We start from the raw sequence: 24,021 nt of genomic DNA on the forward strand, positions 1-24,021 counted from the left end.
GCGGGCGGGCTCGGCCCGGGGGCCGAACCCTGCGTGCCGTCAGAACTTATCCAGCACCGCGCCCGTACTGGCGGCCGAGGCGTTGAAGGCGAACTTGGCTTGCACGCCGCGGGTGTAGCGCGGCGCCGGCGCCTTCCAGGCCGCGCGGCGCGCCGCGATTTCCTCGTCGGGCACGTTCAGCTGCAGCAGCAGCTTGTACGAGTCGATGGTAATGGAATCGCCTTCCTGCACCAGGGCGATGACGCCGCCGGCCGCGGCTTCGGGCGAGACGTGCCCCACCACCATGCCCCAGGTACCGCCCGAGAAGCGGCCATCGGTGATGAGGCCGACCGAATCGCCCAGCCCGGCCCCCACCAGCGCGCCGGTGGGCGCCAGCATTTCCGGCATGCCCGGCCCGCCCTTGGGCCCCAGGTAGCGCAGCACCATGACGTCGCCGGCCTTGATGCGGCCCGCGAGTATTGCGTCCAGCGCCGACTGCTCGTCGTCGAAGACGCGGGCGGGGCCCGTCATGGCCGGGTTCTTCAGGCCCGTGATCTTGGCCACCGCGCCCTCGGGCGACAGATTGCCCTTGAGGATAGCAAGGTGGCCTTGCTTGTACAGCGCTTTATCCAGCGGGAAGATGACCTTCTGGTCGGCGCGCGGCGCATCGGGCACGTCGCGCAGCACCTCGGCGATGGTCTGGCCGCTGATGGTGATGCAGTCGCCGTGGATCAGCCCGGCGTTCAGCAGTATCTTCATGACCTGCGGAATGCCGCCGGCCCTGTGCAGATCCACCGCCAGGTAATGGCCGCTGGGCTTCATGTCGCAGATGACCGGCACGCGCTGGCGCACGCGCTCGAAGTCGTCGATGGTCCATTCCACCCCCGCCGCGTGCGCAATGGCCAGCAGATGCAGCACCGCATTGGTGGATCCGCCGGTGGCCATGACCACGCTGACGGCGTTCTCGATGGACTTGCGGGTGATGATGTCGCGCGGCTTCAGGTCGCGCTGTATGGCCTTGAGCAGCACGCGCGCGGATTCGGCGGCGGACTGCGTCTTTTCATCGTACACATTGGCCATGGTCGAGGAATACGGCAGGCTCATGCCCATGGCCTCGATGGCCGAGCTCATGGTGTTGGCCGTGTACATGCCGCCGCAGGAACCCGGCCCGGGTATGGCGTGCAGCTCGACCTGCTTGAGTTCCTGGTCGCTCATGCGTCCGGCAGCGTTTTCGCCCACAGCCTCGAAGACGCTGACGATGTTCAGGTCTTTGCCGTGCAGGCACCCCGGCAATATGGTGCCGCCATAGACGAAGATGGCCGGCACATTGGCGCGCAGCATGCCCATCATAGCGCCCGGCATGTTCTTGTCGCAGCCGCCGATGGTCAGGACGCCGTCCATCCACTGGCCCTGCACACAGGTCTCGATGCAATCGGCAATGACTTCGCGCGAAATCAGGGAATACTTCATGCCCTCGGTGCCCATGGCCATGCCGTCGGAAATGGTGGGCGTACCGAACACCTGCGGGTTGCCGCCGTTGTCGCGTATGGCCTCGATGGCCGCGTCGGCCAGCTTCTGCAAGCCGCTGTTGCAAGGCGTGATGGTGCTGTGGCCGTTGGCCACCCCGACCATGGGCTTGCCGAAGTCGGTTTCCTTATAGCCCAGGGCGTAATACATGGAACGATTGGGCGCGCGCGACTTGCCCTGTGTGATGTGTCCGGAGCGCAAAGGTTTGGAATCAGCCATTTTCTTTTCTTCCTCTATCTGTATGTGGCAATTTTCCCGAAATGAAACAGCCCAACAGACAAAGTGTACTCTCACGAATCGTAAAGTCCGGCAAGAATTCGCTCTAGCATATAACGTTTGGCAAATCACACAAACTTCCATCACGAACGCGGCGATGCTCTCATTCGCTCTGCGATCTCGGCCCAATTCCGGATTTGGATTTGGATAAGGTGACGGAATTCTTCGGATGTCTTGGCGTACGGTTCCATATGAAACCGATCACGCAAGGTGATGCTTTCTTCAGAAGAAGAAATTATCTGGCGCAGCGCTTTGCCGATTATCTGCACATCCACAAGCGGCATTCCTGCGGGGCCCACCAGTCCCGCGAGCCCATAAGGATGCACGCTTTCAACGCCGAGCAGGCCGGCCTGGCTGAATGTGGGCACGTTCGGAAGATAGGCAAGCCGTTCGGGCGTCGTGACAGCCATCGCCTTCACTCTCCCAGCCTTGACCAAAGGCAGAGCCACCTGAGCGGCCGTCAAGGCAACATCCACGCGGCCGGCCGCCAATTCAAGCATGGCCTGATTGTCGCCGCTCATGGGAACATGCACCATATCGGTGTGCAGCGCCGACAGCACATACTCCATCATCACATGGCTGGCAGAGCCTACACCGCCAGAAGCAAAATTGAGCTGCCCCGGATGGGCTCGCGCATAGGCGAAAAGTGAATGCGCGTCGTTGGCGGGAAGATTGTTTCTGGCCACCAAAATTCCAGGATGTATTCCGATCGTGCCGATGAAACTAAAGTCACGCAACGGGTCATAACCAACATTTTTACCAAGCACGTAGTTCTGCACCAGCATGCTTCCCGTGGCAACCAACAACGTATAACCATCGGCCGGGCTAGCCTTCAACACATTGGATGCTACGGCGAAATTCCCGCCAGGACGATTGAGGACAATGATCTGCACATGCAGCAGATGGGCAAGCTTCTTGGCGAGTGGCCGCACGACGGAATCGGTCGAGCTACCAGCAGCGAAGGGCACGATCAGGGTAATCGGCCGGCTTGGATAAGCGGCGGACAGTGCTGGTACAGGCGCGCTGGCCGCAAGCAACAAGCTCGCTGCCGTTGCAAGCCAGTAGCGCCGTGCCCATTTCTCAGGCTCCATTTCAGGCCTCCTGTTCCGACTGGAGCTGTTGCTGTACCCAGTTGGTCAGGCCTCCCATCCGCATGAGGTTTTCAATGAACTCTGGTAGAGGCAGCGCCTTCAGGGTATGGTCGCCAAGGCAGATTTCTCCGGACTTAGTATCAACCACAGCTTGTTGCCCTTCATCTGCGAATTTCAATGCATCGGCGCAGGTTATGGGAGGCAGGCCCAGGTCTACACACATTCTGTAGAAAGTCCGGCTGAAACTCGCCGCGACAATGCAACTGATGCCAAGAGCCTTGAATCCGAGCGGCGCATGCTCGCGCGCCGATCCCGAGCCGAAATTTTCGCCAGCGACGATGATATCGCCCGGCTGAACCCGATGGATGAACTCCGGGTCGGTTTCTTCAAACATGTATTTTGCCATTTCCGCCGGACTCTGCAGTGACAGATGTCGACCGGCTATCATCACATCCGTATCGACGTTATCGCCCAGGCGACGCACCAACCCTCGATAAATCATTCGAGTCTCCTAAAGCGCTGCGGGATTGATTATTTCGCCTGCTACCGCCGCAGCGGCCGCAACATATGAATTGCTCAAGTAAACCTGCGAGCCGGCGTGACCCGCCCTGCCTTGAAAATTGCGGTTGATTGTGGCGATCGCGACTTCGCCATCATCGAGCGCGCCATTATGGCCGCCAAAGCATGCGCCACAGGTAGGAGTCGTTACGGCGGCCCCTGACTCGATGAATTGATCAATCAGGCCTTCGGCCATGGCCTGACGGTAAATCGCCTGCGTGGCGGGCACAATGATGGCTCTGGTTCCCGGCGCCACTTTCCTGCCTTTCAGGACGCTGGCGATCTGGCGCAAATCCGTTATGGTGCCATTGGCACAATTCCCCATGTAGACTTGGTCGACATGAACACCGTGGATTTCATCCACGGGAACGACGTTGCCAGGTGAATAAGGCTTGGCAACCATAGGCTGGACGCTGGCAAGATCAAAATCATAGCGGCTTTCATATTCAGCGTCCGCATCGGCCGAAATCAGCCTATAAGGGCGCTTGCAGTGGGTAGCAGCCCATTCAAGGGTCTGCCCGTCCGGCTCGACGATGCCAGTCTTAGCCCCGGCTTCCAGCGCCATGTTGCAAATCGCCATACGCTCGTCCATGTTCAAGTCGGACAAGCCAGGCCCCACAAATTCCATAGACTTATAAAGTGCACCGGCCGTACCAATTTCCTGCAACGCTTTCAAAATGATGTCCTTACCCGTCACAAACGGCGCCTTTTTTCCGCGCAAGTTGAAACGCATCGATTCCGGCACCCTGAACCAGGTCTCGTCCAAGGCAAGTATCGCGGCGATTCCGGCCCAGCTCATCCCGGTACCGAAGGCATTGAATGCGCCCGCAGTAGTAGTATGGGAATCACCTCCAACAATAATGTCGCCAGGGCCGACCAGGCCAAGCTCGGGAACGAGTGTGTGTTCGATGCCGCCTTTGCCCAGGTCATAGAAATGTTCTATACCTTTGGCCTTGGCAAAGCGGCGCATGTCGATACCCAGGCGCGCCCCTTGTGCATTGGGAGCAGGCGCGAAATGATCCACAACAAGAGCCAGATTTTCGGGCGTGCGTACCCTCTTCGCACCCATTTTCTCAAAATGGCGGAACGCTCCAGGGCCATTGATGTCGTTCAGCAGGCATAAGTCCACTCGCGCCCTGACGATATTTCCCGGATCCACATTTACCGAGCCATCGATCACATGGCTTTCGAGTATCTTTTGCGCTATCGTTTTTCCCATGGCATTTCCTATTGACTGCTAGTGTCCTTCTCGATATACCGCGCGGCCAAAGCACGATACTTGTCATAACCCACCAGATCACAAATGCCGTCGAATGACGCCATCATTTCTTCGGTATCTGAAAGCGATCCGCAAGCGATGAAGCTCTTCATGACTTGTTCGACTCCATGCAGTGCCGCCAGCGTGGGCGCCAGGGAAACCACTGAGGCCGAAAAGCCGAGTTCGGCTATCTCGCTCAAAGACAGCCGGGGAAAGAAGGTCGGAATGATGCACAGGGGCGTCGGCCTATCCCATGCACGGGCAAACGCCCGCAGCGGCTCCAATGTCCTGGACACTGGTACGATCAGATCAGCCCCCGCTTCAGCATATGCATGAGCCCGCTCCAGCGCCTCCGCGACTTCGACTCCTGCCGCAAACGAATCAGTCCGAGCCCAAACCATCAATCCTTCGTCGAAACGAGAATCAACGGCCGCTTTGATCTTGCCCACCATCTCTCGTCGGCTGGCCAGCGAGCGACTGCCGTCATAGAGCGATGCCTGCTTCAGGCTGCGCTGGTCTTCGATCACAATAGCGGCAACTCCGCCCCGGTCGAACAATTGCACGGTTCGCGCAACGTTCAAAGCATCCCCGTAGCCGCTGTCGCAATCGGCGACAACAGGCAGACCCGTTGCCTCCGCCAGCGAACTGCAAAAGCGCAGATGCTCGGTTACCGTAAGAAGACTGACATCGGGCGTGCCTAGAGTGGCCGCAGTGCTTATCATGCCTCCTCCCCATATGGCCTTGAATCCGAGCCGTTCCAAGAGCTGTGCGGACAGCGCATCGTATGGGCCGGGTATAGGCAGCGGCGTAGCGCGGCTCATTAAACCGCGCAAGGCTGTGCGCGCTTCGCGCGGCGAAAAATTCCTGTTCGGGAAGGTCACTGTCTCGCTCCCTATTCAATCCGCACTTTTTCAGCCGGGGTGATGAGGCGCAGCAAAATGATGTGCGATAAATATGGAAGGCATGTCGGACATAGGGTTTCCAATAATGAAATCAACCCGGAATCGTATGCATGCCGGCATGATGGGTATCGACGACCTGTATGCCGCGAGCAAAATTAGCCGCGCTTTGTCCAGCGATCCGCCCGAATACCGCACCGCTCATCAGCCCTGTTCCTCCTGGATAATTGAAATAGAACATGCCACCCACAATTTCTCCAGCGGCATACAGGCCATCGATACGTTCAAGATTGGTGTTGAGTACTTCTGCCTTATTGGTGATACGCAAACCACCATAGGTGAAAGTGATGGCACAAGTAACCGCGTAGGCTTCGAATGGCGGATTGTCTATGGTGTTGGCCCAATTCGACTTGGGGACGCTCAACCCGGTAGTGCACCGCCCATCCTTGATGTCGGGCCGGAATGGCCGATCAGTATGGATTGCGGCGTTGTATTCACGTATGGTCTGGAGCAGTTTGGCACCATCCACGTCATCGAGTTTTTGGGCGAGTTCTTCGAGGCTTTGCGCCCGTACTCTTGTGACATGCTTTTTCTTGTACTCCTCCCGCAGCAGAGGCAACACTTTTGCATCGTATATCTGGTAGGCGAAGTGACCAGGCTGTTCCAGCACCATCTGACCGTATTTCGCATAAGTGTAATTTCGCAGATCCGCCCCCTCATCGAGGAAACGCTCGCCGCGGGCATTGACCATAATCGAGAAAGGATAGCTGTGGCGCCAGTAGCTGGGCGTGGTCGGTATGTCGCCGAACTCGGTCGCATACCGCTCCCAGCTCACGGCGTGGCATCCTGACCAATGTCCATAAGGCGAGGCACCAATCCGGGTTGCCATTGCCAAGCCGTCGCCGGTATTGAATTTCGTACCTCTGACCTTGGCCAGATCCCAACCCTTGCCCAGGTAGCGGGCGCGCCATTCGGGGTTAGACTCAAAGCCACCACATGCGAGCACCACCGCCTTGCCGAATATTTCAACAGGTTGGCCGCCCATGTCGGCAACGACGCCTCGCACACCGCGACTGTCATGAATCAGTTCGCGAACCCAAGCGCCATAGCGGATGTCCACTCCGGCTTGCTCGCCCCGTTTGTAGAGGGCGGCCATCAAACCTTGGCCACCACCCCATAGTTCTAGGATGACACCACCAAAAAAACGGAAAATGCCGTCGATTTTGTATGCCTGTTTGCCGAAATAAGGCAAGAATCTCACCCCATTCTTGCGCAACCAGTGCATGGTCGGATTGCTTTGTCTGATCATGATCTCGCACAAGTCGGGATCCGTGCGGTTTTCCGTCGTGCGGGCCATGTCGTCGAAAAATTGGTCTTCTGTATAACGGCCGAAATCACTCATTGCGATGTCTTCGCTGCTGATATCGGGGCACAGGGCCTGTATGTCTTCAACGCCGTTATATACGCAACGTATCATCTCGGTATAACAGCTATTGCCACCGCGCTCGGATTGCGGCGCTCGCTCCAATACAACGACTTTGGCGCCTTCTTCACTCGCAGACAATGCTGCGCATAACGCCGCGTTTCCGCCGCCCACCACGATCACATCGTATGCTTTAGCTAATTCCATTCACTCCTGCTCCGATAGACGTCGATTGCTAAAAGGCGCTGCCGATCCGCCCAATTACTCGATTACTCTTTAGGGATGCCCGCCGAGGAAATCACGTCTCCCCACTTCTTGATCTCGCCCTGGATAATGGAGCGGAATTTCTGTGGCGAAGAAGTCATGGGGCTCGCTCCAACTGTCTGCAGGGATTTTTTGACATCGGAAGCCGCCATTCCTCGGACGATAGCGCTGTGCAATGTATCGACCACCTCCTGTGGCGTACCCGCAGGGGCAAGCACCCCGAAAGTCAGGGTGCTTTCATAGCCTGGAACCCCGGCTTCGGACATCGTCGGGACGTCCGGCAGTACGTCCGAACGCTCGGAGCTGGTTACTGCCAATGCTCGCAAGCGTCCCGCTTTGATCAAAGGCACAAGCGGCGGCAGTACCCCGATATACATCTGCACCTGTTGGCCCAACAGGGCACTGATGGCGTGAGATGTGCCGTTATAAGGCACATGCACGATATTGATCTTCGCCATGCTCTTGAACAACTCCGCCGACAAGTGTTCACCAGTACCGATGCCGCCCGAAGCAAAAAACAATTTTCCGGGACTTTTCTTGGCCAGTGAGATCAAGTCTTTCAAATTCCGAACCGGCAACGCGGTAGGCACCACCAGCACCAGCGACGAGACTCCAATCGTGCTGATCGGAGCAAAATCGCGCAACGGGTCATACGGTATCTTGGCGTACAAATTGGGATTGATAGCCAGCGTGCCCGTATGTCCGATCAGCAGGGTATAGCCGTCCGGAGCCGCTTTGGCCACATAGCCGGCGCCAATATTCCCCCCCGCCCCCGTTCGGTTCTCCACCACGACGGCCTGCCCCAAGAGCTTGGAGAGTTTCTCGGCGACAATGCGGCCAAACATATCAGTGCCACCTCCCGCAGCAAACGGCACGACCACACGGATCGGACGATCGGGATAGGAAGCCGCGGCGTGCACACTGGAAGCAAGTACGAGAGCCAAAGCGCATATGCCGCCAAGCAGCCCCAGCAACCTACAACTCTGACGGATGGAGAGCATTTCAGAACCTCACAAGGTTAAAAGTTAAAAACTTGTTTGTTCCTGCTGTCGTAGCCATTTTCAGGATGGGCTTGGCCTGCACTGATCTTAAGCAGCACTACGTTATTAGTACAATTCAATCTATGTATGCAGTATTTGGTGTTCAAATAATGGTCGCTACCTATGAACCTGAATCAGCTCCGCAGTGTCTGCGAGATCGTCAATAGCGGACTAAAAATATCCCAGGCTGCGGGTGCCATGTACATATCCCAGCCGAGTGTTACCCGGCATATCAAGGAACTCGAGCAAGAGCTGGGATTCGAGGTTTTCGTGCGTAGCCAGAACCGTGTGCTGGCCGTAACGCCGCGCGGCGAAGAAATTGTGCGTAGCGCACGCAGAATCCTTCAGGAGATCGAGAATATTCACGAGCTGCGCAACGAAATCGCCAATTCGGGGCACGGCGAAATGACCATCGCAACTACACATACACACGCCAAATACATCCTGCCGCCCGTGGTTCGACGGTTCATTGCAAAGTATCCCAACGTGTCGTTAACCCTGCATCAAGGCAATCCCAAGGAATGTAGTGACCTGGTCGTGCAGGGACAGGCAGATATGGCCATTTGTTCTAATGTGAAGGATCCAAGCCCCGAAGTCTGTTTCATCCCCTGCTACAAACTGCGACGCATCGTCTTGACCGGCCCCGACCACCCGTTGCTGGCGACCCAACCCCTTACCCTCGAAGCCTTGGCTCGATACCCCTTGGTTTCCTACGATGGAGCCTACGGCGGGCGACGGATTGTCGACCAGGAATTCTCGGCGCATCACCTCGTGCCCTCCATCGCTCTGACGGCAACCGATGCAGAGGTCAGCAAGGAATACGTCAAACTTGGGCTTGGAGTTGCTATTTTCGCGGCAGTCGCCTTCGATCCCAAGGTCGACTCACCTCTGCGCACTATTCCTGTCGACCACCTATTCCAGCCCAGCATGATCAATTTGGTGCTGCGCAAGCATAGCTTTCTGCGCGGCTACATCTATGAATTCATGCATTTTTTCGCACCCGGCTTGAACAAAGGCGTGATTGAGGAGGCGCTTTTCGGAAAAGCGGATTTTTCTGTTGGCCTAGACCAATTGCCGTTTCTGTAAGTTTGTTCGAAGCCCCACTCGGGCTCAGGCCAAAGAAGCAGAAGATCGGCGAGACTCTTGAGAATCTTCCTTGTTCTGTGCGAATGCTAATGAAAAGCAGGGAATCGAGAATCAGCCGCAACGTGTCGCAAAGCCTATTCTTCGCAAGGACTGGAAGCTTCCCCCACCCAATTCGGCAACTGCTGCATTAGGGTAACTACTGCAATATCGCCGTCATACTTCAAGGATAAAATAAATGAAATCGTTTTCAAACACTTGCAGGCCACCGCGCCGGCCAACTGCTGGAAATGCCCCCGCAAGCGGCGCGGCATGCAATGTACGGCGGTGACTGACGCGGGGCCTGTGTCTCGCTAAAACTAGAGGTGCCACAGTGCTGATTGCCCAGATCAGTGACTTGCATATCCAGGAACGGCCAGGCCCCGACGGCGTCATGGCGGTCGATCACCTGGAACTCGCCATCGACGACTTGAACCGATTTGAACCGCGCCCCGATCTGGTGGTGGTAACGGGCGACCTGACCAATAACGGGCTACCGGCCGAATACGCGATGCTGCATGCGGCGCTGGGCAAGCTGGAAATTCCGTATCTGCTGATCGCCGGCAATCACGACAGTCGGGAACCATTGCGCGAGGCCTTCCCCGAGCACGCCTACCTGCGCAGCGGCGGCGAGTTCATCCAGTACGTCGACGACAACTGGCCGGTGCGCATCGTGGCGCTCGACTCCACGGTGCCGGGCCGCCATCACGGTGAACTCTGCCCGGCACGCCTGCAGTGGCTGGCGGATCGGCTGGCCGAAAAGCCCGACCAGACCACGGTAGTGATCATGCACCACCCTCCTTTCGACACCGGCATATTACCGATGGATGCCCTGGGTATACTTGCCGGCCGCGAAGAATTCGCGCGCATCATTGCGCAGCATTCCAATATCGAGCGCGTGCTGTGCGGGCACATGCACCGCAGCATCGTGTGCCGAGTCGGCAACACCCTGGCCAGCACATGTCCGGGCACCGCCCACCAGGTCGAACTCGATCTGCGCGAGCATGGGCGGCTGACGTCCAATGCCGAGCCGCCGGGCTACCACGTGCACTGGGTGCGCCCCGGCGCAACCGTCACGCACCACGCCGTGGTCAGTTACCTGGCTTCTCCTCTTTCGCCGCCGGGCCGCCCCAAGGCAAAAAGCGCCCCCCTGGGGGGCAGCAAGCCGAAGGTGCAGCGTGCGGGCCCATCTTTGCCGGCCTAAGGCCGTTCCCCTGCCGCCATGTCATCCGTAGTCCTAGACGATATCACCAAGCAATACGGCAACGCTCCGGCCGCCGTCAGCAATATCCGCTTCGAAGTCCCCGCGGGCACGTTCACCGTGCTGCTGGGGCCGTCGGGCTGCGGCAAGTCCACCACGCTGCGCATGATCGCCGGGCTGGACACGCCCACGTCGGGGCGCATACTCATCGGCTCGCGCGACGTCACCGATCTTGCGCCCGCCAAGCGCCGCATATCGATGGTGTTCCAGTCCTACGCGCTATTCCCGCACCTGTCGGTGCGGGAGAACATATTGTTCGGCCTGAAGGTGCGCAAAGAGCCGGCGCGCGACTTCGACCGACGCTTGAAACAGGTGGCCGAACTGCTGGGCCTGACGCAACTGCTGGATCGCAAGCCTTCGCAGTTGTCGGGCGGGCAGCAGCAGCGCGTGGCGCTGGGGCGCGCGGTCATCTCGGAAGCCCCGGTGTGCCTGATGGACGAGCCGCTGTCGAACCTGGATGCGCAGCTGCGCCACGAGATGCGCCGCGAGATCCGGGCGCTGCAGCAGAAGCTGGGCATCACCATGATCTACGTCACGCACGACCAGACCGAGGCCATGAGCATGGCCGACCACGTCGTGCTGCTGCGCAACGGGCAAATCGAACAGCACGACACGCCCGACCGGCTCTACGCCAGCCCGCGCACCGAATTCGCAGCGCGCTTCATCGGCACGCCGCCCATGAACCTGCTGCGGTTGGACGAGGCCGGCACGTGCATCGCCGGCAGCGCCGCCGCTATAGAAGCGCCGCATGGCGCCCGGGCGCGCAAGCTGGGCGTGCGGCCCGAACATATCGCGCTGGCCGCCGAGGGCGGCGTCGAGGCGCGGGTGGAAGGGGTGGAATTCTTCGGCGCCGACACCATCGTGGTCTGCGCCGTGGGCGAGAACACGGGCATCACCCTGCGCACGCCGGGACACCTGCGGGCCGCGCCCGGCGAGGCGATCCGGCTGGCCTGGAGCCCGCGCGAGCAGCACTTTTTTGACGCTTCGGGCCTGGCCATCGCGGCCGGCTCATAAACCACCAAGGGGAACCACATATGCGACGCATCGTTCTGAAAACCCTCGCGCTGGGCCTGGCGGGCGCCCTGGGCACCTTGCCGGCATGGTCACAGGCCAAGCAGGTCGAGCTGGAATTCTATTATCCGGTGGCCGTGGGCGGCCCGATCACGAAGATCGTCGACCAGGCCGTGGCCGGCTTCGAAAAGGCCAACCCCGACATCAAGGTCAAGGCAATTTACTCCGGTTCATACCAGGATTCCGTCGCCAAGGCGCTGACCGCGCAGAAAGGCGGCAACCCACCGCAGGTGGCGGTGCTGCTGTCGACCGACATGTTCACCCTGATCGACGAAGGGGCCATCGAGCCCATCGACGGCTTCGTCAAGACCGACGACGACAAGAAGTGGCTGAACAGTTTCTACGACGCGTTCATGCAGAACAGCCGCACCGGCGGCAAGACCTGGGGCGTGCCGTTCCAGCGCTCGACTATCGTCATGTACTACAACAAGGATCTGTTCAAGCAGGCCGGCCTGGATCCGAACCATGCGCCGGGCACCTGGGACGAACTGGTGGCCGACGCCAAGAAACTGACCAAGCGCGGCAGCGACGGCCAGGTAACCCAATGGGGCCTGGAAATCCCCTCGGGCGGCGCCTTCGCCTACTGGCTGTTCCAGGCGCTGACCACGCCCAACAAGGCCATCTTGATGAACTCCGAGGGCAACCAGGTCTACCTGGACAAGCCCGCCGTGATCGAGGCCCTGCAGTTCTGGCACGACCTGGCCTACAAGTACAAGGTCATGCCCACCGGCACCATAGACTGGGGCACCACACCGCAAGACTTCCTGCTGGGCAAGACCGCCATCATGTGGACGACCACGGGCAACCTGACCAATGTGCGCAAGAACGCCAAATTCGCCTTCGGCGTGGCGCCCATGCCCAAGGCCAAGCAGGGCGGCAGCCCCACGGGCGGCGGCAACTTCTATATATTCAAGAAGTCCACGCCGGAACAGCAGCAGGCCGCCTTCAAGTTCGCCAAGTGGATGACCAGCCCCGAGAACGCGGCGCAATGGAGCATCGACACCGGCTATGTGGCGGTGACCAAGCCGGCCTGGGAAACCGACAAGATGAAGGCCTACGTCAAGGAAGTGCCGCAGGCGCTGGTGGCGCGCGACCAACTGGCGGTAAGCGTGGCGGAATTTTCCACCCACGACAACCAGCGCGTGACCAAGCTGCTGAACGACAACCTGCAGGCCGTGGTCACCAACGCCAAGACGCCCAAGCAGGCCATGGAAGACGCCCAGGCCGGCGCCAACCGCATCCTGCGTTCGTATAAGTAAGAGTAAGCAAGCGCGGGAGGCTCGGCGGCATGAAGCTACGCAATGGCATGAACGCGGTATACGGCTGGCTGCTGCTCTTGCCGGCCATGGTGCTGCTGATCGCCTTCACGCACTACCCGGCCCTGTCCACCTTGTGGCATAGCTTCTATTCCACGCCCAAGGCGGGCCGGCCGATGCACTTCGTCGGCCTGGACAATTATTCGGCCATGCTCGACGACCCGGTATTCTGGAAGGCGCTCTGGAACAACCTGTATTTCGCGCTGGGCACGATACCGCTGTCCATCGCCCTGGCGCTGATCATGGCCCTTTGGGTCAACAGCAAGCTGGCCGGCCGCGGCTTCCTGCGCATGGCGTACTTTACGCCCACGGTGCTGCCCATGGTGGCCGTGGCCAATATCTGGCTGTTCTTCTACACGCCGCAGTACGGCCTGCTGGCGCAGATCGGCCACCTGCTGGGCCTGCCCCCGGTCAATTGGCTGGGCGACCGCACCACGGCGCTGCCGGCGGTAATGGCGGTGACCATCTGGAAGGAAGCCGGGTTCTTCATGATCTTCTACCTGGCGGCGCTGCAACAGATCTCGCCTTCGGTGCGCGAGGCCGCGCTGCTGGAAGGCGCCTCGCGCTGGCAGTACTTCTGGCGCGTGCTGCTGCCGCTGCTGATGCCCACCACGCTGTTCGTGCTGATCAACGCGCTGATCAACGCCTTCCGCGTGGTCGACCAGATCGTGGTCATGACCAGCGGCGGCCCCGACAACGCCACCATGCTGCTGCTGTTCTACATTTACCAGACGGGCTTCCGCTTCTGGGATTCTTCCTACGCGGCCACGCTGACCGTGGTGCTGCTGGTGATCCTGGCCGTAACGGCGCTGGTGAACTTCCGCTGGCTCGACCGCAAGACCCATTACCAATGAAGACGAACGCACTCGATACCCTGGGGGCATGGCTGCTGGGTCTGCTGTGGTTCCTGCCGCTGCTGTACGCCGTGTGGGCGGCGTTCCACCCTTCGGCCTACGCCGCGCACTTCGACCTGACGGCGCCGCTGACCCTGGCCAATTTCGCCGCCGCCTGGGAAGCCGCCCCGTTCGCGCGCTATTTCGTCAACACCTTCCTGCTGGTCACCATGGTGCTGGCGGCGCAATTCGTGCTTTGCACTCTGGCCGCCTACGCCTTCGCGCGCTTTGAATTCAAAGGCCGCGACCTGATGTTCATGCTGGTGCTGTTGCAGCTGATGATCATGCCCGATGTGCTGATTGTCGAGAACTACCGCGCCATGAGCTGGCTGGGCGTGAACGACACCATCTTCGCCATCGGCCTGCCCTATTTCGCCTCGGCGTTCGGCATCTTCCTGCTGCGCCAGACCTTCAAGACCGTGCCGCGCGAACTGGAAGAAGCCGCGCGCGTGGAAGGCGCCAGCCGCTGGCAGATCCTGATGCGCGTCTATGTACCGCTGGCCAAGCCCATCTATATCGCCTACGGGCTGGTGTCGGTCAGCTACCACTGGAACAATTTCCTGTGGCCCCTGATCATCACCAAGTCGGTGAACACGCGCCCCATCACCGTGGGCCTGCAGGTCTTCGCCTCGTCAGACCAGGGCATAGACTGGTCGGTGATCACCGCCGCCACGCTGCTTAGCGCGGCACCGCTGCTGATCGCGTTCCTGCTGTTCCAGCGCCAGTTCGTACAGTCGTTCATGCGCGCAGGCATACGCTGAAGAAGCCGCAAGGCGCCGGCGACGCGCGAGGCCGCCGGCCGGCTGCCCTCCGCATTGCGCCGCTCAGTGCCGCCGGCGATGCTCAAGCCGCCTCGGCTTGATGTATCCACACCGGCAAACGGCAGGCGGCCGCGAAGACCAGCAGGTTCAGGGCGATAAGCAGCGCGAACGGCGTCATGAACGAATGCGCATCCACGCTGGCCTGTTGCGTCTGCGTCTGAGCCAGCGACATGACGATAGCCATGACGGTCACCGCCACCGGGCCGCCCAGCCGCTGGACGATGTTGATGGCGGTATTGGCCACGGCCAGCCGGTCGCGCGCCACCGAAGCATAGGCCGCCGAAACCGAGGGGATATTGATCGTGCCCTGCCCTATGCCTGTAATGAACAGGCATACCGCCGCCAGGGTCGGCGAATATTGGCTGTGCACCATCCACAGAAAAGGCAGCATGCCCAGCATGGCCAGGAACGAACCGCCGGCCGACACCGCGCGGCAGCCGAATTTTTCCGTAAGCGTGCCCAGCATCGGGAATGAGCACATCATGCCGAAGCCCATGGCCGCCATCGTCCAGCCCGCCGCCGGCGCGGACAAGCCGCAGCCGCTGATCAGGTACAGCGGAATCAGGAACTGCCTGGAAAAAGCCAGGCCGTTGGCCCAGAACTGGGTCGTGGCCGCCGCCCCGAACACGCGCCCGCGGAACAGGCGCAGGTCGATCAGCGCGGCACCGGCCTTGTGCCTGGCATGCCAGATGAACACTGCCACCAGCGCCACACCGGCCAAGAGCGCCGCGCCCCCTTGCCGATGCGTGGCCAGCTCCAGGCCATACAGAAAGCTTGCCAGCCCAGGCGCGATCAGCGCAAAGCCCAGCAGATCGAACGGACGCTTGCGGATGGTGGACGCATCGCTGGGCAGCAGCGCCGCCGCCAGGCCCACACCCAGCACCCCTATCGGCAGGTTGAGAAAAAACAGCCAGGGCCACGAGGCGTATTTCAGAATCGCCCCGGCCAGCACCGGCCCGAGTATCGGCGCAATCAGCACCGGCGTGACGGTATAGCCCATGACCCGCGCCATGTGCCTGCCGGCCACCCGGGCCATCATCATCTGCGTCATGGGCGCCAGGATCCCGCCCGCCATGCCCTGCAGCACCCGGGCGCAGACTAGTTCGTCAATAGTGCGCGAAGCGCCGCACAGCAGCGAGGTAAGCGTGAATGCCGAGAAACAGGCCAGGTACAGGCGCTTGGCGCCGACGCGGTCGACCAGCCAGCCGCTCATCGGCAGCATCAGCGCCAGCGCCAGCAAATAGCCGCTGACGACCCATTGCGTGGCCGAGATCGAAGCATGCAGATCCTGGTGGATGGCCGACAGCGACAGATTCACGACGGTCGAGTCCAGCTGTGTCATGAAGGGCCCGAGAAAGACCACCACCGCGACTCGCCATACCTGCGGATCGATGCGATCCGAGGCATCGGGGCCGGAGGGTGCCGCCTGTGCCCTTGGCGGTGAGCTGCGCAGCCTCATTCGCTTTCCGCCAGGCGCCGCATGATGCGCCCGGCCGCCAGCAGCGTGTCCCGATCCGCCGCGTCCAGGCGGCTCATGGATTGGGCCAGCCAGCTGCGCTTGGCATCGCCCGTGCTTTTGCGCACGGCGGCGCCGCGAGTGGTGAGCCGGATATGCTGCTGGCGCCCGTCGGTGGGATGCGGCCGGCGCTCGACGATGCCCCTGTCCTCGAGGGTGGCGACGGCCGCCCCCATGGACTGGGGCTTCATGCCCTCGGCCCGGGCCAGCTCGGCGATGGTCGCGGGGCCTTCTCTTTCCAGCCGCGCCATGACCACGGACTCGGTCAGGGAAAGTTCCTGCGTGGCGGCCGCCGCACGCATGCGGCGCACCAGCATGCCCAGGGCCTGGACGAAATCGATGACTGCGGCTTCGGGTATCGGGGTCGGCATTTCATTTCTCGCAACGCCCCCGAAGCACCGACACGCTGCGCGCCGACAGGGGCGAAGCTCAACAGTACAACTTGCAAGTTTAACTTGCAAGTTAAGCTGTCTAACTCCGGCTTACCCCAGATCGATACACCTTGGCCGATACACCCCGCCCGATTCAGCGGCCCATCGCGTAGAACTCGTCGTTGGGCCGCATGCTGGTGACGTTGGCCAGGCGGTTGGACAGGCCGAAGAAAGCCGCGATGGCGGCAATGTCCCAGACGTCTTCATCATCGAAGCCGTGCCCATGCAAGACCGCTGTGTCGGCATCATTTACCGCGTAGGCGCTGGCCGACACCTTCATGGCGAAGTCCAGCATGGCTTTCTGCCGCGCGGTAATGTCGGCCTTGCGGTAGTTGACGGCCACCTGGTCGGCAATCAGCGGGTTCTTGGCGCGTATGCGCAGAATCGCGCCGTGCGCCACCACGCAATACTGGCACTGGTTGGCATTGCTGGTGGCCACCACGATCATTTCGCGTTCGGCCTTGCTGAGATTGCCGGGCTTGTCCATCAGCGCATCGTGATAGGCAAAGAAAGCCCGGAACTCGTCCGGCCGATGCGCCAGCACCAGGAATACATTGGGAATGAATCCGGACTTTTCCTGCACGGCCAGGATGCGCGTGCGGATGTCCTCGGGCAGATCGGACAATGCCGGTATGGGGAATCGGCCTATGGCCGGGGTTGTGCTTTGTGTCATGATAGCCTTCAAAACTCTGATGCCTGGTGGGTACGGAAGGCCGGCGAACGGCGCCGGCCTCTGACGTTGGCGGCGCGGGCTCAATCTCCGCCGACCGGCACGATGACGCGGCCGCGGATACGCCCCTGCACCATTTCCCCGGCCGCGGCGATGACGCCGTCCAGCGCTATGTCGCGCGTCAGCCCATCGAGCTTGGCAGGGTCGAGATCGCTGGCCAGGCGGCGCCAGGCTTCCAGGCGGTCGGCCCTGGGGCACATCACGCTGTCCACGCCGGCCAGCGTGACCCCGCGCAATATGAACGGCGCAACGGTAGCCGGGAAAGCCATGCCCGCGGCCAGGCCGCAGGCCGCCACGGTGCCGCGATAGCGCATGGCGGCGCAGACATTGGCCAGCACGTGGCCGCCCGCCACATCCACAGCGCCCGCCCAGCGCTCTTTGGCCAGAGGCTTGCCGGGTTCGCTGAACTGCGCGCGGTCGAGGATCTCGTGCGCGCCCAGCGCCTTGAGGTAGTCCGATTCCTGCGGCCGCCCCGTCACCGCCGCCACCGTATAGCCCAGCTTGGCCAGTATGGCCACCGCCACACTGCCTACCCCGCCGGCGGCGCCCGTCACCAGCACCTCGCCGGATTCGGGCTTGACGCCGTTGCGTTCCAGGGCCATTACGCACAGCATCGCCGTGTAGCCGGCGGTGCCTATGCCCATGGCCTGACGCAGCGTGAACGGCGCCTGCAACGGCACCAGCCAGCCGCCGTCGACGCGCGCCTTGCCCGCCAGGCCGCCCCAATGCTTCTCGCCCACGCCCCAGCCATTCAGCACGACCTGGTCGCCGGCCTGGTATTGCGGGTCGTCGGAATGCTCCACCACGCCGGCAAAGTCGATGCCGGGCACCATGGGGTAGCTGCGCACGATGGGCGACTTGCCTGTAATGGCCAGCGCATCTTTATAGTTCAGCGTGGAATACGCCACGCGCACGGTAACGCTGCCGGCCGGCAGGCGCTCGTCCTCGATGTCTGTCAGCGCAACGTTTTGGCCGCTGTCCGCCTTATCTATGAGTATTGCCTTGAACACTGCTTGCTCCTTTCTTTAGCGGCGATTTGCCGATTTGCGTAATGGTGGGGATGCCGGGGCGGCTGCATAGGAAGCCGCGCCCGCACAAGCGAAAAAACCTTCAGCGAAAATATCCAATGCCCTAGGGCCGCGCTCGAGCTTGGCGTGCAGAACCGCGCCTTCCCAGCCCGCCCAGAAATATGCCGCCAGGCGCCCGCAGTCGATGCCTGCGGCGATTTCGCCCACGGCCTGCGCCGCGCGCAGACACGCGGCAGTGCGCCGCTGCCAGTCGGCAAACACTTCCAGCAGGCGGCTGCGGAATGATTCCGGCAAGGAGCCCATTTCCTGCCCCAGGTTGCCGACCAGGCAGCCGCGGCGAAATTCATAGCGCGCCATGCCTTGCCTGGCGTCGTCGACGAAATTGCGCAGACGCGCCAGCGGCGCACAGGACTCATCCAGGAACCAGTGATCCAGCTTGGCGGCGAAATATTCCGCATAGGCATCGATCAGCGCCAGCCCAAAGGCCTCTTTGCTGTCGAAGTAGTAATAGAAAGAGCCCTTGGGCACCCCGGCCGAACGCAGAATCGCATCGATGCCGACGGCGGCAAAACCCTGTTCGGTGAGCACCGCCACACCGGTGCGCAAAAGGTTCTGGCGCACGTCGGCATGCGCGGCATCGTCGCGGGCCGGCCGGCCGCGGCGCCGCGGCGCGCCCGGCGCCTGCGGGCTGCCGGGCGCCACAGGGGTACGCGCTGCGGCGGACTGTGCGGCGGGCGTACCGGGCATGCGTCGGCTCCTTTGTATTACAGGCTCGCGCAGCAAGGCTTGCGCCCTGCCGGGCCGCTTGCCGGCCCGGTCTTGCTGCTGCTTTTGGAATTATGCAATAAAATAGACCGATCGTCTATAAAATTCAAGACAGGCTATTCCCGGCGCATCGACATAGGCCTTCTTCAAACAGCCGCATGTCACGTCCGCACTTGCCATTGCCCGACATTGCGGCCCGGGTATCGCGGGCCGGTTCGTGGTAGCCTTTACAGACAACGCCCGCATCCTGCGGGCAGCAGAAAAACCAGGGAAGGGAAAGCAGCATGGCCAGGGTCGAACACAAGGGTATTTATTTCGGCTGGGCCATCGTCGCCTCGGCAACCGTGCTGACCCTGCTGACGGTCGGCCTGCGGCTGAGCATCGGCCCCTTCTTCCTGCCCATGGCGCACGACCTGGGGCTGGATCGCAGCGAGCTGTCCTCCATCGTGGCCGTGGGCATGATGGTGTACGGCCTGTCGATGCCCGCGGTCGGCCAGCTCGTCAGCACCTGGGGCACCCGTAACGTCTTATTGGTGGGCACCGTGGTCGTCGCGGCCTCGGTGGCCGGAACGGTGCTGGCCACCAGTTGGGTCGGGCTGCTGCTGTCGTTCGGCGTAGGCCTGTCGGTCGGCCTGGCCCTGGCCAGCCCCGTCACCTTCACCCCCATCATCAGCCGCTGGTTCATACGCCAGCGCGGCATGGCGCTGTTCTCCCTGTCGGCCGGTTCCATGGCCGGCATCGCCATCCTTACCCCGGTCTTCACCTCGGCTATAGACACACTCGGCTGGCGCGAAACCATGGCCGGCTTCGCCCTGCTCTACGCGCTGGCCGCCATTCCCAGTGCGCTGTGGGTCATCCGCGAGCAGGCGCCGGAAAATGCCGACCTGCCAGGCGACATAGGCGACCGCCCAGCCGCCAAGAACAGCACCGCGCGCAGCCCGCAGCCCGTGCGCAGCGCCCCGCCCGCGGCAGCACCACTCAGCCTGCGCGAAGCCGTGCACACCGCACCTTTCTGGCAAATCGTCTTCGGCCTGTTCGCCTGCGGATTCAGCATGAACCTGCTGGGCACCCACGGCATGCCCATGCTGATGGATCACGGCTTCAGTGCCCATACCAGCTCATTCGGCATCGCCCTGATCGGCCTGATGGCCATACTCAGCTCACTGGGGCTGGGCAAGCTGTCCGACGTGGTGCAGCGGCGCAGCATCCTGGCCACCATCTACATCGTGCGCGGCCTGGGCTTCTTCGGCCTGGTCGAAGCCGTGTCGCCCTGGCAGCTGTACGGCGTAGCCGCCATCGGCGGGGTCGTCTGGGCAGGCAGCGTGGCGCTGTCTTCGGCCATACTGGCCGACGTATATGGCACGCGGCTCGTGGGCGTGCTCTATGGCCTGGCCTACGTCAGCCACCAGATAGGCGGCACCATCAGCTCCTGGCTAGGCGGCTGGGCCTACGAACACTTCCACACGCACTTGGTCGCATTCGGCACGGCCGGCGCCCTGCTGTTCGTGGCCGCCGCCATATCGTTGCGCCTGCCGCGCCGGGGAGTAGCCTTTGTATCCGCGACAGCCCTAGCAGCTCACTGACTGCAAGCCCGCCGGGCGCGCGGGCGCGGGCCTGACCGTTCCACGTGAGCGGATTTCACGCCAAGGGCCTCGAACCACCGCAATTGCCCGGCCGGAAACGCCAGGCCCGCTTCGAGCTGCTAGTGTCAATCGACGCCGAACGGCGGGCTTCCAGCAGCATCCCTCGACAGACTGCAGCCCATAGGCGATTTTTACCGGATCGCCCCGCTTGCCGCGCGCAGACACCTTGCCGTAGCGGTGGCAAGGCCGATAAATTTTCCGGGCTTCCACGTTCGGCCTTGTCCCGGCCATTGACATCACGTCCGGCATTTTGAAAAACATGGAAATCTAATTAACCACTTGTCACCAAAATTTCTATAAACCCTGCAAATTCCACGATAGACTTTGCAGCATCAGTAATAATTAAGCAGCATCATGCAGCACAGCGTCATAAATATCCGAGGATTTGTGACAAAGATTCGATTTGAATATAAAAAACGTAATTTCTAAAAAATTAATCTTCGCTTTGCCGGCCGAGCTGCAACATAAATAACAACCCGGGCCTGCGAGCACGGGCTGGTTTTGCGATCGGCGGACTCCCGCCTGACCGCTATATCGAGACTGAGGGGGCAGCTATGTGGGACGATCCGACTTCTACCGAAGGCCCAAAAGAACGGGATACTCTCGTTCTGAATTACACCATGACGTGTCCGCTCAAATGCGACTTCTGCTGTTATGGCTGCCACCCCAAGCGATCGGAAAAAATGCCGTTGGAGCATGCTATTCGGCTCGTAAACGAAGCCTCCGAGATACCTTCCATTACGTGCCTTGGCCTTACTGGCGGCGAGCCGCTTTGGTATTGGGCGGAAGTATCCGAATTGATGCGAGCCGCTTGCAATGTAAAACTGCCGTTTACGATTGCAACGGCAGCACCCTGGGCAGAAAATCCCAACGAGGCGTCCAGTCGGATCGAGTTCATGGTCAATAATGGAATCCGCCGCGCCAATATAAGTTGCGATCCGAGTCACGAAGAGTTCGTGAGCCGCAAGGCAGTCGAAAGGGCTGCAACATTATTCGTCGAATCGGGCATTGAAACTCACGTGGTTGGAACGTTCAAGACAGAAGAGACCATGCATGAGTATTTCAAAAATTTTCCAACTTCCCCGTTGCTCACGATCCATTCCAGATTCGTGGCCAAAGTAGGGCGAGCCACGAAGTGGGACAACGCCATAGAATCGACAGACATAAATTCCTTGGCCTGCTATCGCAGAATCAATCACGATCTGGTTGTCTTTTATGACGGAATGGCTTACCCATGCTGTTCGACATTCAATCGTGCCACGCCCGGAATAGCAATTGGAAATGCCTTTTCCGAGCCCTTGAAAATCATTTGGAGCCGGGTGGAAGGCTCGCTCAAGTTCCGGATGATGAAGCGCGAGGGGTTCGGCCGCGTCTACGAAATCATTAAGGCCAGAGATCCTGCCCTTTTCGCAAAACTACCCCCGGTAGACGGATGCCAAGGGCCTTGCAGCTTCTGCAACAAGATTTTCAAATCCAAAGAATTGACGGATGAAATCAATCAGTTTTTTTCCAACTACGAAATAGAGAAAATAAATGATTTGTTCCATCACGTGGAGGGCAAGTACGGCACGGAAAAAATGAAAAAATTAATCGCCAACTATATAGGAGAGTAGCAATGTCAGACGAGCTCAAAAGATTCAAAGCCAAGGTATCGTCGAGCCCCGCACTAAAAGCTCAATTATTGGCCGATGTACTAAACTCTTTACAGAAACACGGTGTCGACATTCATGACAAGGCCGTCTCGGCGGCCCTTGGCTTGGACAAGCCGATAGATCTGGGCAAAATAAACCCTGCAGCTTCAAGCAGTATCATCACAATTACTCAATAACCAACGCGGAAATGCGTTGCCGGCCGTTCAGGAGAGCGGCCGGCGGAAATAGTGCCTGAACAGGCCGTCTCACCTCAACACTTCATCTCGCGCCTTCCTCGCAAAAGCAAAGCAGGCAGACTCCACCATATAAGCCCTCGACTCCGTGCCCGTTGATCTACCCACATAGCCACAACTCCGGGCGCCAGGCCCGCAGCCCACCTCACCCTCCACTGCGGCCGGCTATCCCATTCCGAGTCGCGCCTCCAAATTGGTGTAGAATAGCGGGCTTTAGGCGATTCTCCCTACGGGTTGCCGCCTACTTCCGGGAAAGCATCCCGGGCTTCTAATACGTCTGCCTTCCTGCGGGCGTTTGCCGGCGCGATGGCAGAGTGGTTATGCAGCGGATTGCAAATCCGTGTACCCCGGTTCGATTCCGAGTCGCGCCTCCAATTTTGGGCTCTACCCCATAATCGGGGATCAGAGCATTCATTACACTCGGTTAATCACCCCGTTCCAACCGCACTGGGCCAAGACCCGCATGCGGTAATTCTCAAAATTCCTGAAGCCATACGCCCGGCGCGAGAGCATTTCCATCTTCGTGTGGAAGCCTTCGGTGATCCCATTGGACTTGGTGAAGCGCCACATGCGCACGATGGGCTCGAGCCACGATAGTAGCGTAGCGGCCAGCGCCTTGGCCGGGCTTTGTTCAAACTGACGGATCAGGGCCAGGAACTGGGGCAGCATCTGCTTGGCCCGCTTGGCCTTCAGGCTCTTCATGACCAGAAACCCGTTCAGTTGCTGTTTGGCAAAGTACAGCGCCCGCAGCACGGGCGATTGAGCCAGGTATTGGTGCAACCGCTCCTTTTGCACGGAGGACAGATGCCAGTGATGGCGACGCATCAGGCTCAACAAGCCCCGGTTCTTGCGCCCCTCAGGATCGTGCTGCTGCCAGAGCCTCAGAAAATGCTGGTTCACCAGTCGAACGACATGAAAGCGATCCGCCACAATCATGGCGTTGGGAAAGTACTGCTGGGCAATGCGTCGATAGGTCTCGGACAAGTCCATCACAATCACGCGCACGTGCTCGCGGCCCGGTAAACGCTTCAAGTAGCCGTGCAGGCTTGCCGCGGAGCGGCCCAGCACCACATCGAACACCTTGTGGTGCCTCAAATCGACTAGCGTGGTGGCATAACCCTTCTTATGGCTAAAGAAATGCTCATCGATGCCCAGCACCTGAGGACAACTTCGGCCTGACAGTTCCGAAACCCGTTGCCGGATAAAGGACTGGTACCAGCGCTC

22 protein-coding genes and 1 tRNA gene are annotated in these 24,021 nt (G+C 60.5%); 10 read left to right on the plus strand and 13 right to left on the minus strand.

The features are described 5' to 3' along the window. Window positions 1–39: 39 nt before the first annotated feature. The 7 genes from ilvD to CEY11_RS18710 form a co-directional block, all read right to left on the minus strand. Window positions 40–1,725, minus strand: a complete 1,686-nt coding sequence (ilvD, locus tag CEY11_RS18680; protein WP_088604909.1) for a dihydroxy-acid dehydratase — start codon at window positions 1,723–1,725, stop codon at window positions 40–42. 140 nt (window positions 1,726–1,865) lie between these two features. After that, entirely contained in the window at window positions 1,866–2,873 is a 1,008-nt protein-coding gene (locus CEY11_RS18685) for a Bug family tripartite tricarboxylate transporter substrate binding protein (protein WP_088604910.1), read from the minus strand. Window position 2,874: 1 nt separating this feature from the next. Then, the gene (locus tag CEY11_RS18690) at window positions 2,875–3,375 is read right to left on the minus strand and encodes a LeuD/DmdB family oxidoreductase small subunit (protein WP_088604911.1); all 501 of its coding nucleotides are present in this window, start codon (window positions 3,373–3,375) and stop codon (window positions 2,875–2,877) included. Between the two features lie 9 nt (window positions 3,376–3,384). Further along, window positions 3,385–4,650, minus strand: coding sequence for a 3-isopropylmalate dehydratase large subunit (locus CEY11_RS18695; RefSeq protein ID WP_088604912.1), 1,266 nt, complete (start codon window positions 4,648–4,650; stop codon window positions 3,385–3,387). A gap of 8 nt (window positions 4,651–4,658) precedes the next feature. Then, complete coding sequence (locus CEY11_RS18700) at window positions 4,659–5,570, minus strand: isocitrate lyase/PEP mutase family protein (protein WP_143322929.1); 912 nt, start codon at window positions 5,568–5,570, stop codon at window positions 4,659–4,661. Window positions 5,571–5,682: 112 nt separating this feature from the next. After that, window positions 5,683–7,218 carry an FAD-dependent tricarballylate dehydrogenase TcuA gene (gene tcuA / locus CEY11_RS18705; protein WP_088604914.1) on the minus strand — a complete coding sequence of 512 codons (1,536 nt, stop codon included), beginning with the start codon at window positions 7,216–7,218 and terminating at the stop codon, window positions 5,683–5,685. 62 nt (window positions 7,219–7,280) lie between these two features. Next, window positions 7,281–8,276, minus strand: coding sequence for a Bug family tripartite tricarboxylate transporter substrate binding protein (locus CEY11_RS18710; protein ID WP_088604915.1), 996 nt, complete (start codon window positions 8,274–8,276; stop codon window positions 7,281–7,283). A 162-nt stretch (window positions 8,277–8,438) separates the two neighbouring features. Between CEY11_RS18710 and CEY11_RS18715 the strand changes: the two genes are divergently transcribed. The 6 genes from CEY11_RS18715 (at window position 8,439) to CEY11_RS18740 (ending at window position 14,739) form a co-directional block, all read left to right on the plus strand. After that, complete coding sequence (locus CEY11_RS18715) at window positions 8,439–9,401, plus strand: LysR substrate-binding domain-containing protein (RefSeq protein ID WP_088604916.1); 963 nt, start codon at window positions 8,439–8,441, stop codon at window positions 9,399–9,401. A 370-nt stretch (window positions 9,402–9,771) separates the two neighbouring features. After that, window positions 9,772–10,641 (plus strand): phosphodiesterase, encoded by an 870-nt coding sequence (locus CEY11_RS18720; protein ID WP_088604917.1) that lies wholly within the window; start codon window positions 9,772–9,774, stop codon window positions 10,639–10,641. Between the two features lie 18 nt (window positions 10,642–10,659). Then, the gene (locus CEY11_RS18725) at window positions 10,660–11,712 is read left to right on the plus strand and encodes an ABC transporter ATP-binding protein (protein WP_088604918.1); all 1,053 of its coding nucleotides are present in this window, start codon (window positions 10,660–10,662) and stop codon (window positions 11,710–11,712) included. Window positions 11,713–11,732: 20 nt separating this feature from the next. Beyond that, entirely contained in the window at window positions 11,733–13,028 is a 1,296-nt protein-coding gene (locus CEY11_RS18730) for an ABC transporter substrate-binding protein (RefSeq protein WP_088604919.1), read from the plus strand. 47 nt (window positions 13,029–13,075) lie between these two features. Further along, entirely contained in the window at window positions 13,076–13,939 is an 864-nt protein-coding gene (locus tag CEY11_RS18735; RefSeq protein ID WP_088604961.1) for a carbohydrate ABC transporter permease, read from the plus strand. Next, window positions 13,936–14,739: a carbohydrate ABC transporter permease gene (locus CEY11_RS18740; RefSeq protein WP_088604920.1), complete on the plus strand. Its 804-nt coding sequence runs from the start codon at window positions 13,936–13,938 to the stop codon at window positions 14,737–14,739. Before CEY11_RS18735 ends, CEY11_RS18740 begins: the two co-directional genes overlap by 4 nt. 82 nt (window positions 14,740–14,821) lie before the next feature. Here the strand turns inward: CEY11_RS18740 and CEY11_RS18745 are convergent, their stop codons facing one another. The 5 genes from CEY11_RS18745 to acuR all read right to left on the minus strand — a co-directional run bounded on the left by CEY11_RS18745 (window position 14,822) and on the right by acuR (window position 19,251). Next, window positions 14,822–16,258: a DHA2 family efflux MFS transporter permease subunit gene (locus tag CEY11_RS18745; protein ID WP_088604921.1), complete on the minus strand. Its 1,437-nt coding sequence runs from the start codon at window positions 16,256–16,258 to the stop codon at window positions 14,822–14,824. After that, window positions 16,255–16,686: a MarR family winged helix-turn-helix transcriptional regulator gene (locus tag CEY11_RS18750; RefSeq protein WP_088604922.1), complete on the minus strand. Its 432-nt coding sequence runs from the start codon at window positions 16,684–16,686 to the stop codon at window positions 16,255–16,257. Before CEY11_RS18750 ends, CEY11_RS18745 begins: the two co-directional genes overlap by 4 nt. 154 nt (window positions 16,687–16,840) lie before the next feature. Then, window positions 16,841–17,419, minus strand: coding sequence for a peroxidase-related enzyme (locus tag CEY11_RS18755; RefSeq protein ID WP_088604962.1), 579 nt, complete (start codon window positions 17,417–17,419; stop codon window positions 16,841–16,843). An 80-nt stretch (window positions 17,420–17,499) separates the two neighbouring features. Continuing rightward, window positions 17,500–18,486 (minus strand): acrylyl-CoA reductase (NADPH), encoded by a 987-nt coding sequence (gene acuI / locus CEY11_RS18760; RefSeq protein WP_088604923.1) that lies wholly within the window; start codon window positions 18,484–18,486, stop codon window positions 17,500–17,502. A gap of 15 nt (window positions 18,487–18,501) precedes the next feature. Further along, window positions 18,502–19,251 (minus strand): acrylate utilization transcriptional regulator AcuR, encoded by a 750-nt coding sequence (gene acuR / locus CEY11_RS18765; protein WP_088604924.1) that lies wholly within the window; start codon window positions 19,249–19,251, stop codon window positions 18,502–18,504. 302 nt (window positions 19,252–19,553) lie between these two features. On the opposite strand from acuR, the gene CEY11_RS18770 reads away from it, so the two are divergent. The 4 genes from CEY11_RS18770 to CEY11_RS18785 all read left to right on the plus strand — a co-directional run bounded on the left by CEY11_RS18770 (window position 19,554) and on the right by CEY11_RS18785 (window position 23,171). Next, on the plus strand, window positions 19,554–20,852 hold the full coding sequence (locus CEY11_RS18770; protein ID WP_088604925.1) for an MFS transporter: 1,299 nt from the start codon (window positions 19,554–19,556) through the stop codon (window positions 20,850–20,852). A 614-nt stretch (window positions 20,853–21,466) separates the two neighbouring features. Then, on the plus strand, window positions 21,467–22,525 hold the full coding sequence (locus CEY11_RS18775) for a radical SAM/SPASM domain-containing protein (protein WP_088604926.1): 1,059 nt from the start codon (window positions 21,467–21,469) through the stop codon (window positions 22,523–22,525). A 2-nt stretch (window positions 22,526–22,527) separates the two neighbouring features. Beyond that, on the plus strand, window positions 22,528–22,740 hold the full coding sequence (locus tag CEY11_RS18780; RefSeq protein ID WP_088604927.1) for a hypothetical protein: 213 nt from the start codon (window positions 22,528–22,530) through the stop codon (window positions 22,738–22,740). A 357-nt stretch (window positions 22,741–23,097) separates the two neighbouring features. Continuing rightward, window positions 23,098–23,171 (plus strand) — tRNA-Cys (locus CEY11_RS18785). 40 nt (window positions 23,172–23,211) lie between these two features. On the opposite strand, the gene CEY11_RS18790 is transcribed toward CEY11_RS18785, so the two are convergent. After that, window positions 23,212–24,021: ISL3 family transposase (locus tag CEY11_RS18790; RefSeq protein WP_143322931.1), on the minus strand; the 810-nt coding region annotated here is incomplete at its 5' end.

This window comes from Candidimonas nitroreducens (assembly GCF_002209565.1).
Taxonomy (GTDB): Bacteria; Pseudomonadota; Gammaproteobacteria; order Burkholderiales; family Burkholderiaceae_B; genus Candidimonas; species Candidimonas nitroreducens.

Bases quoted from the DNA above. Each gene is read 5' to 3' on its own strand.
- ilvD (WP_088604909.1), bottom strand. From the start codon at position 1,725: ATGGCTGATTCCAAACCTTTGCGCTCCGGACACATCACACAGGGCAAG.
- CEY11_RS18685 (WP_088604910.1), bottom strand. From the start codon at position 2,873: ATGGAGCCTGAGAAATGGGCACGGCGCTACTGGCTTGCAACGGCAGCG.
- CEY11_RS18690 (WP_088604911.1), bottom strand. From the start codon at position 3,375: ATGATTTATCGAGGGTTGGTGCGTCGCCTGGGCGATAACGTCGATACG.
- CEY11_RS18695 (WP_088604912.1), bottom strand. From the start codon at position 4,650: ATGGGAAAAACGATAGCGCAAAAGATACTCGAAAGCCATGTGATCGAT.
- tcuA (WP_088604914.1), bottom strand. From the start codon at position 7,218: ATGGAATTAGCTAAAGCATACGATGTGATCGTGGTGGGCGGCGGAAAC.
- CEY11_RS18710 (WP_088604915.1), bottom strand. From the start codon at position 8,276: ATGCTCTCCATCCGTCAGAGTTGTAGGTTGCTGGGGCTGCTTGGCGGC.
- CEY11_RS18715 (WP_088604916.1), top strand. From the start codon at position 8,439: ATGAACCTGAATCAGCTCCGCAGTGTCTGCGAGATCGTCAATAGCGGA.
- CEY11_RS18725 (WP_088604918.1), top strand. From the start codon at position 10,660: ATGTCATCCGTAGTCCTAGACGATATCACCAAGCAATACGGCAACGCT.
- CEY11_RS18730 (WP_088604919.1), top strand. From the start codon at position 11,733: ATGCGACGCATCGTTCTGAAAACCCTCGCGCTGGGCCTGGCGGGCGCC.
- CEY11_RS18735 (WP_088604961.1), top strand. From the start codon at position 13,076: ATGAACGCGGTATACGGCTGGCTGCTGCTCTTGCCGGCCATGGTGCTG.
- CEY11_RS18740 (WP_088604920.1), top strand. From the start codon at position 13,936: ATGAAGACGAACGCACTCGATACCCTGGGGGCATGGCTGCTGGGTCTG.
- CEY11_RS18745 (WP_088604921.1), bottom strand. From the start codon at position 16,258: ATGAGGCTGCGCAGCTCACCGCCAAGGGCACAGGCGGCACCCTCCGGC.
- CEY11_RS18750 (WP_088604922.1), bottom strand. From the start codon at position 16,686: ATGCCGACCCCGATACCCGAAGCCGCAGTCATCGATTTCGTCCAGGCC.
- CEY11_RS18755 (WP_088604962.1), bottom strand. From the start codon at position 17,419: ATGACACAAAGCACAACCCCGGCCATAGGCCGATTCCCCATACCGGCA.
- acuR (WP_088604924.1), bottom strand. From the start codon at position 19,251: ATGCCCGGTACGCCCGCCGCACAGTCCGCCGCAGCGCGTACCCCTGTG.
- CEY11_RS18770 (WP_088604925.1), top strand. From the start codon at position 19,554: ATGGCCAGGGTCGAACACAAGGGTATTTATTTCGGCTGGGCCATCGTC.
- CEY11_RS18775 (WP_088604926.1), top strand. From the start codon at position 21,467: ATGTGGGACGATCCGACTTCTACCGAAGGCCCAAAAGAACGGGATACT.
- CEY11_RS18780 (WP_088604927.1), top strand. From the start codon at position 22,528: ATGTCAGACGAGCTCAAAAGATTCAAAGCCAAGGTATCGTCGAGCCCC.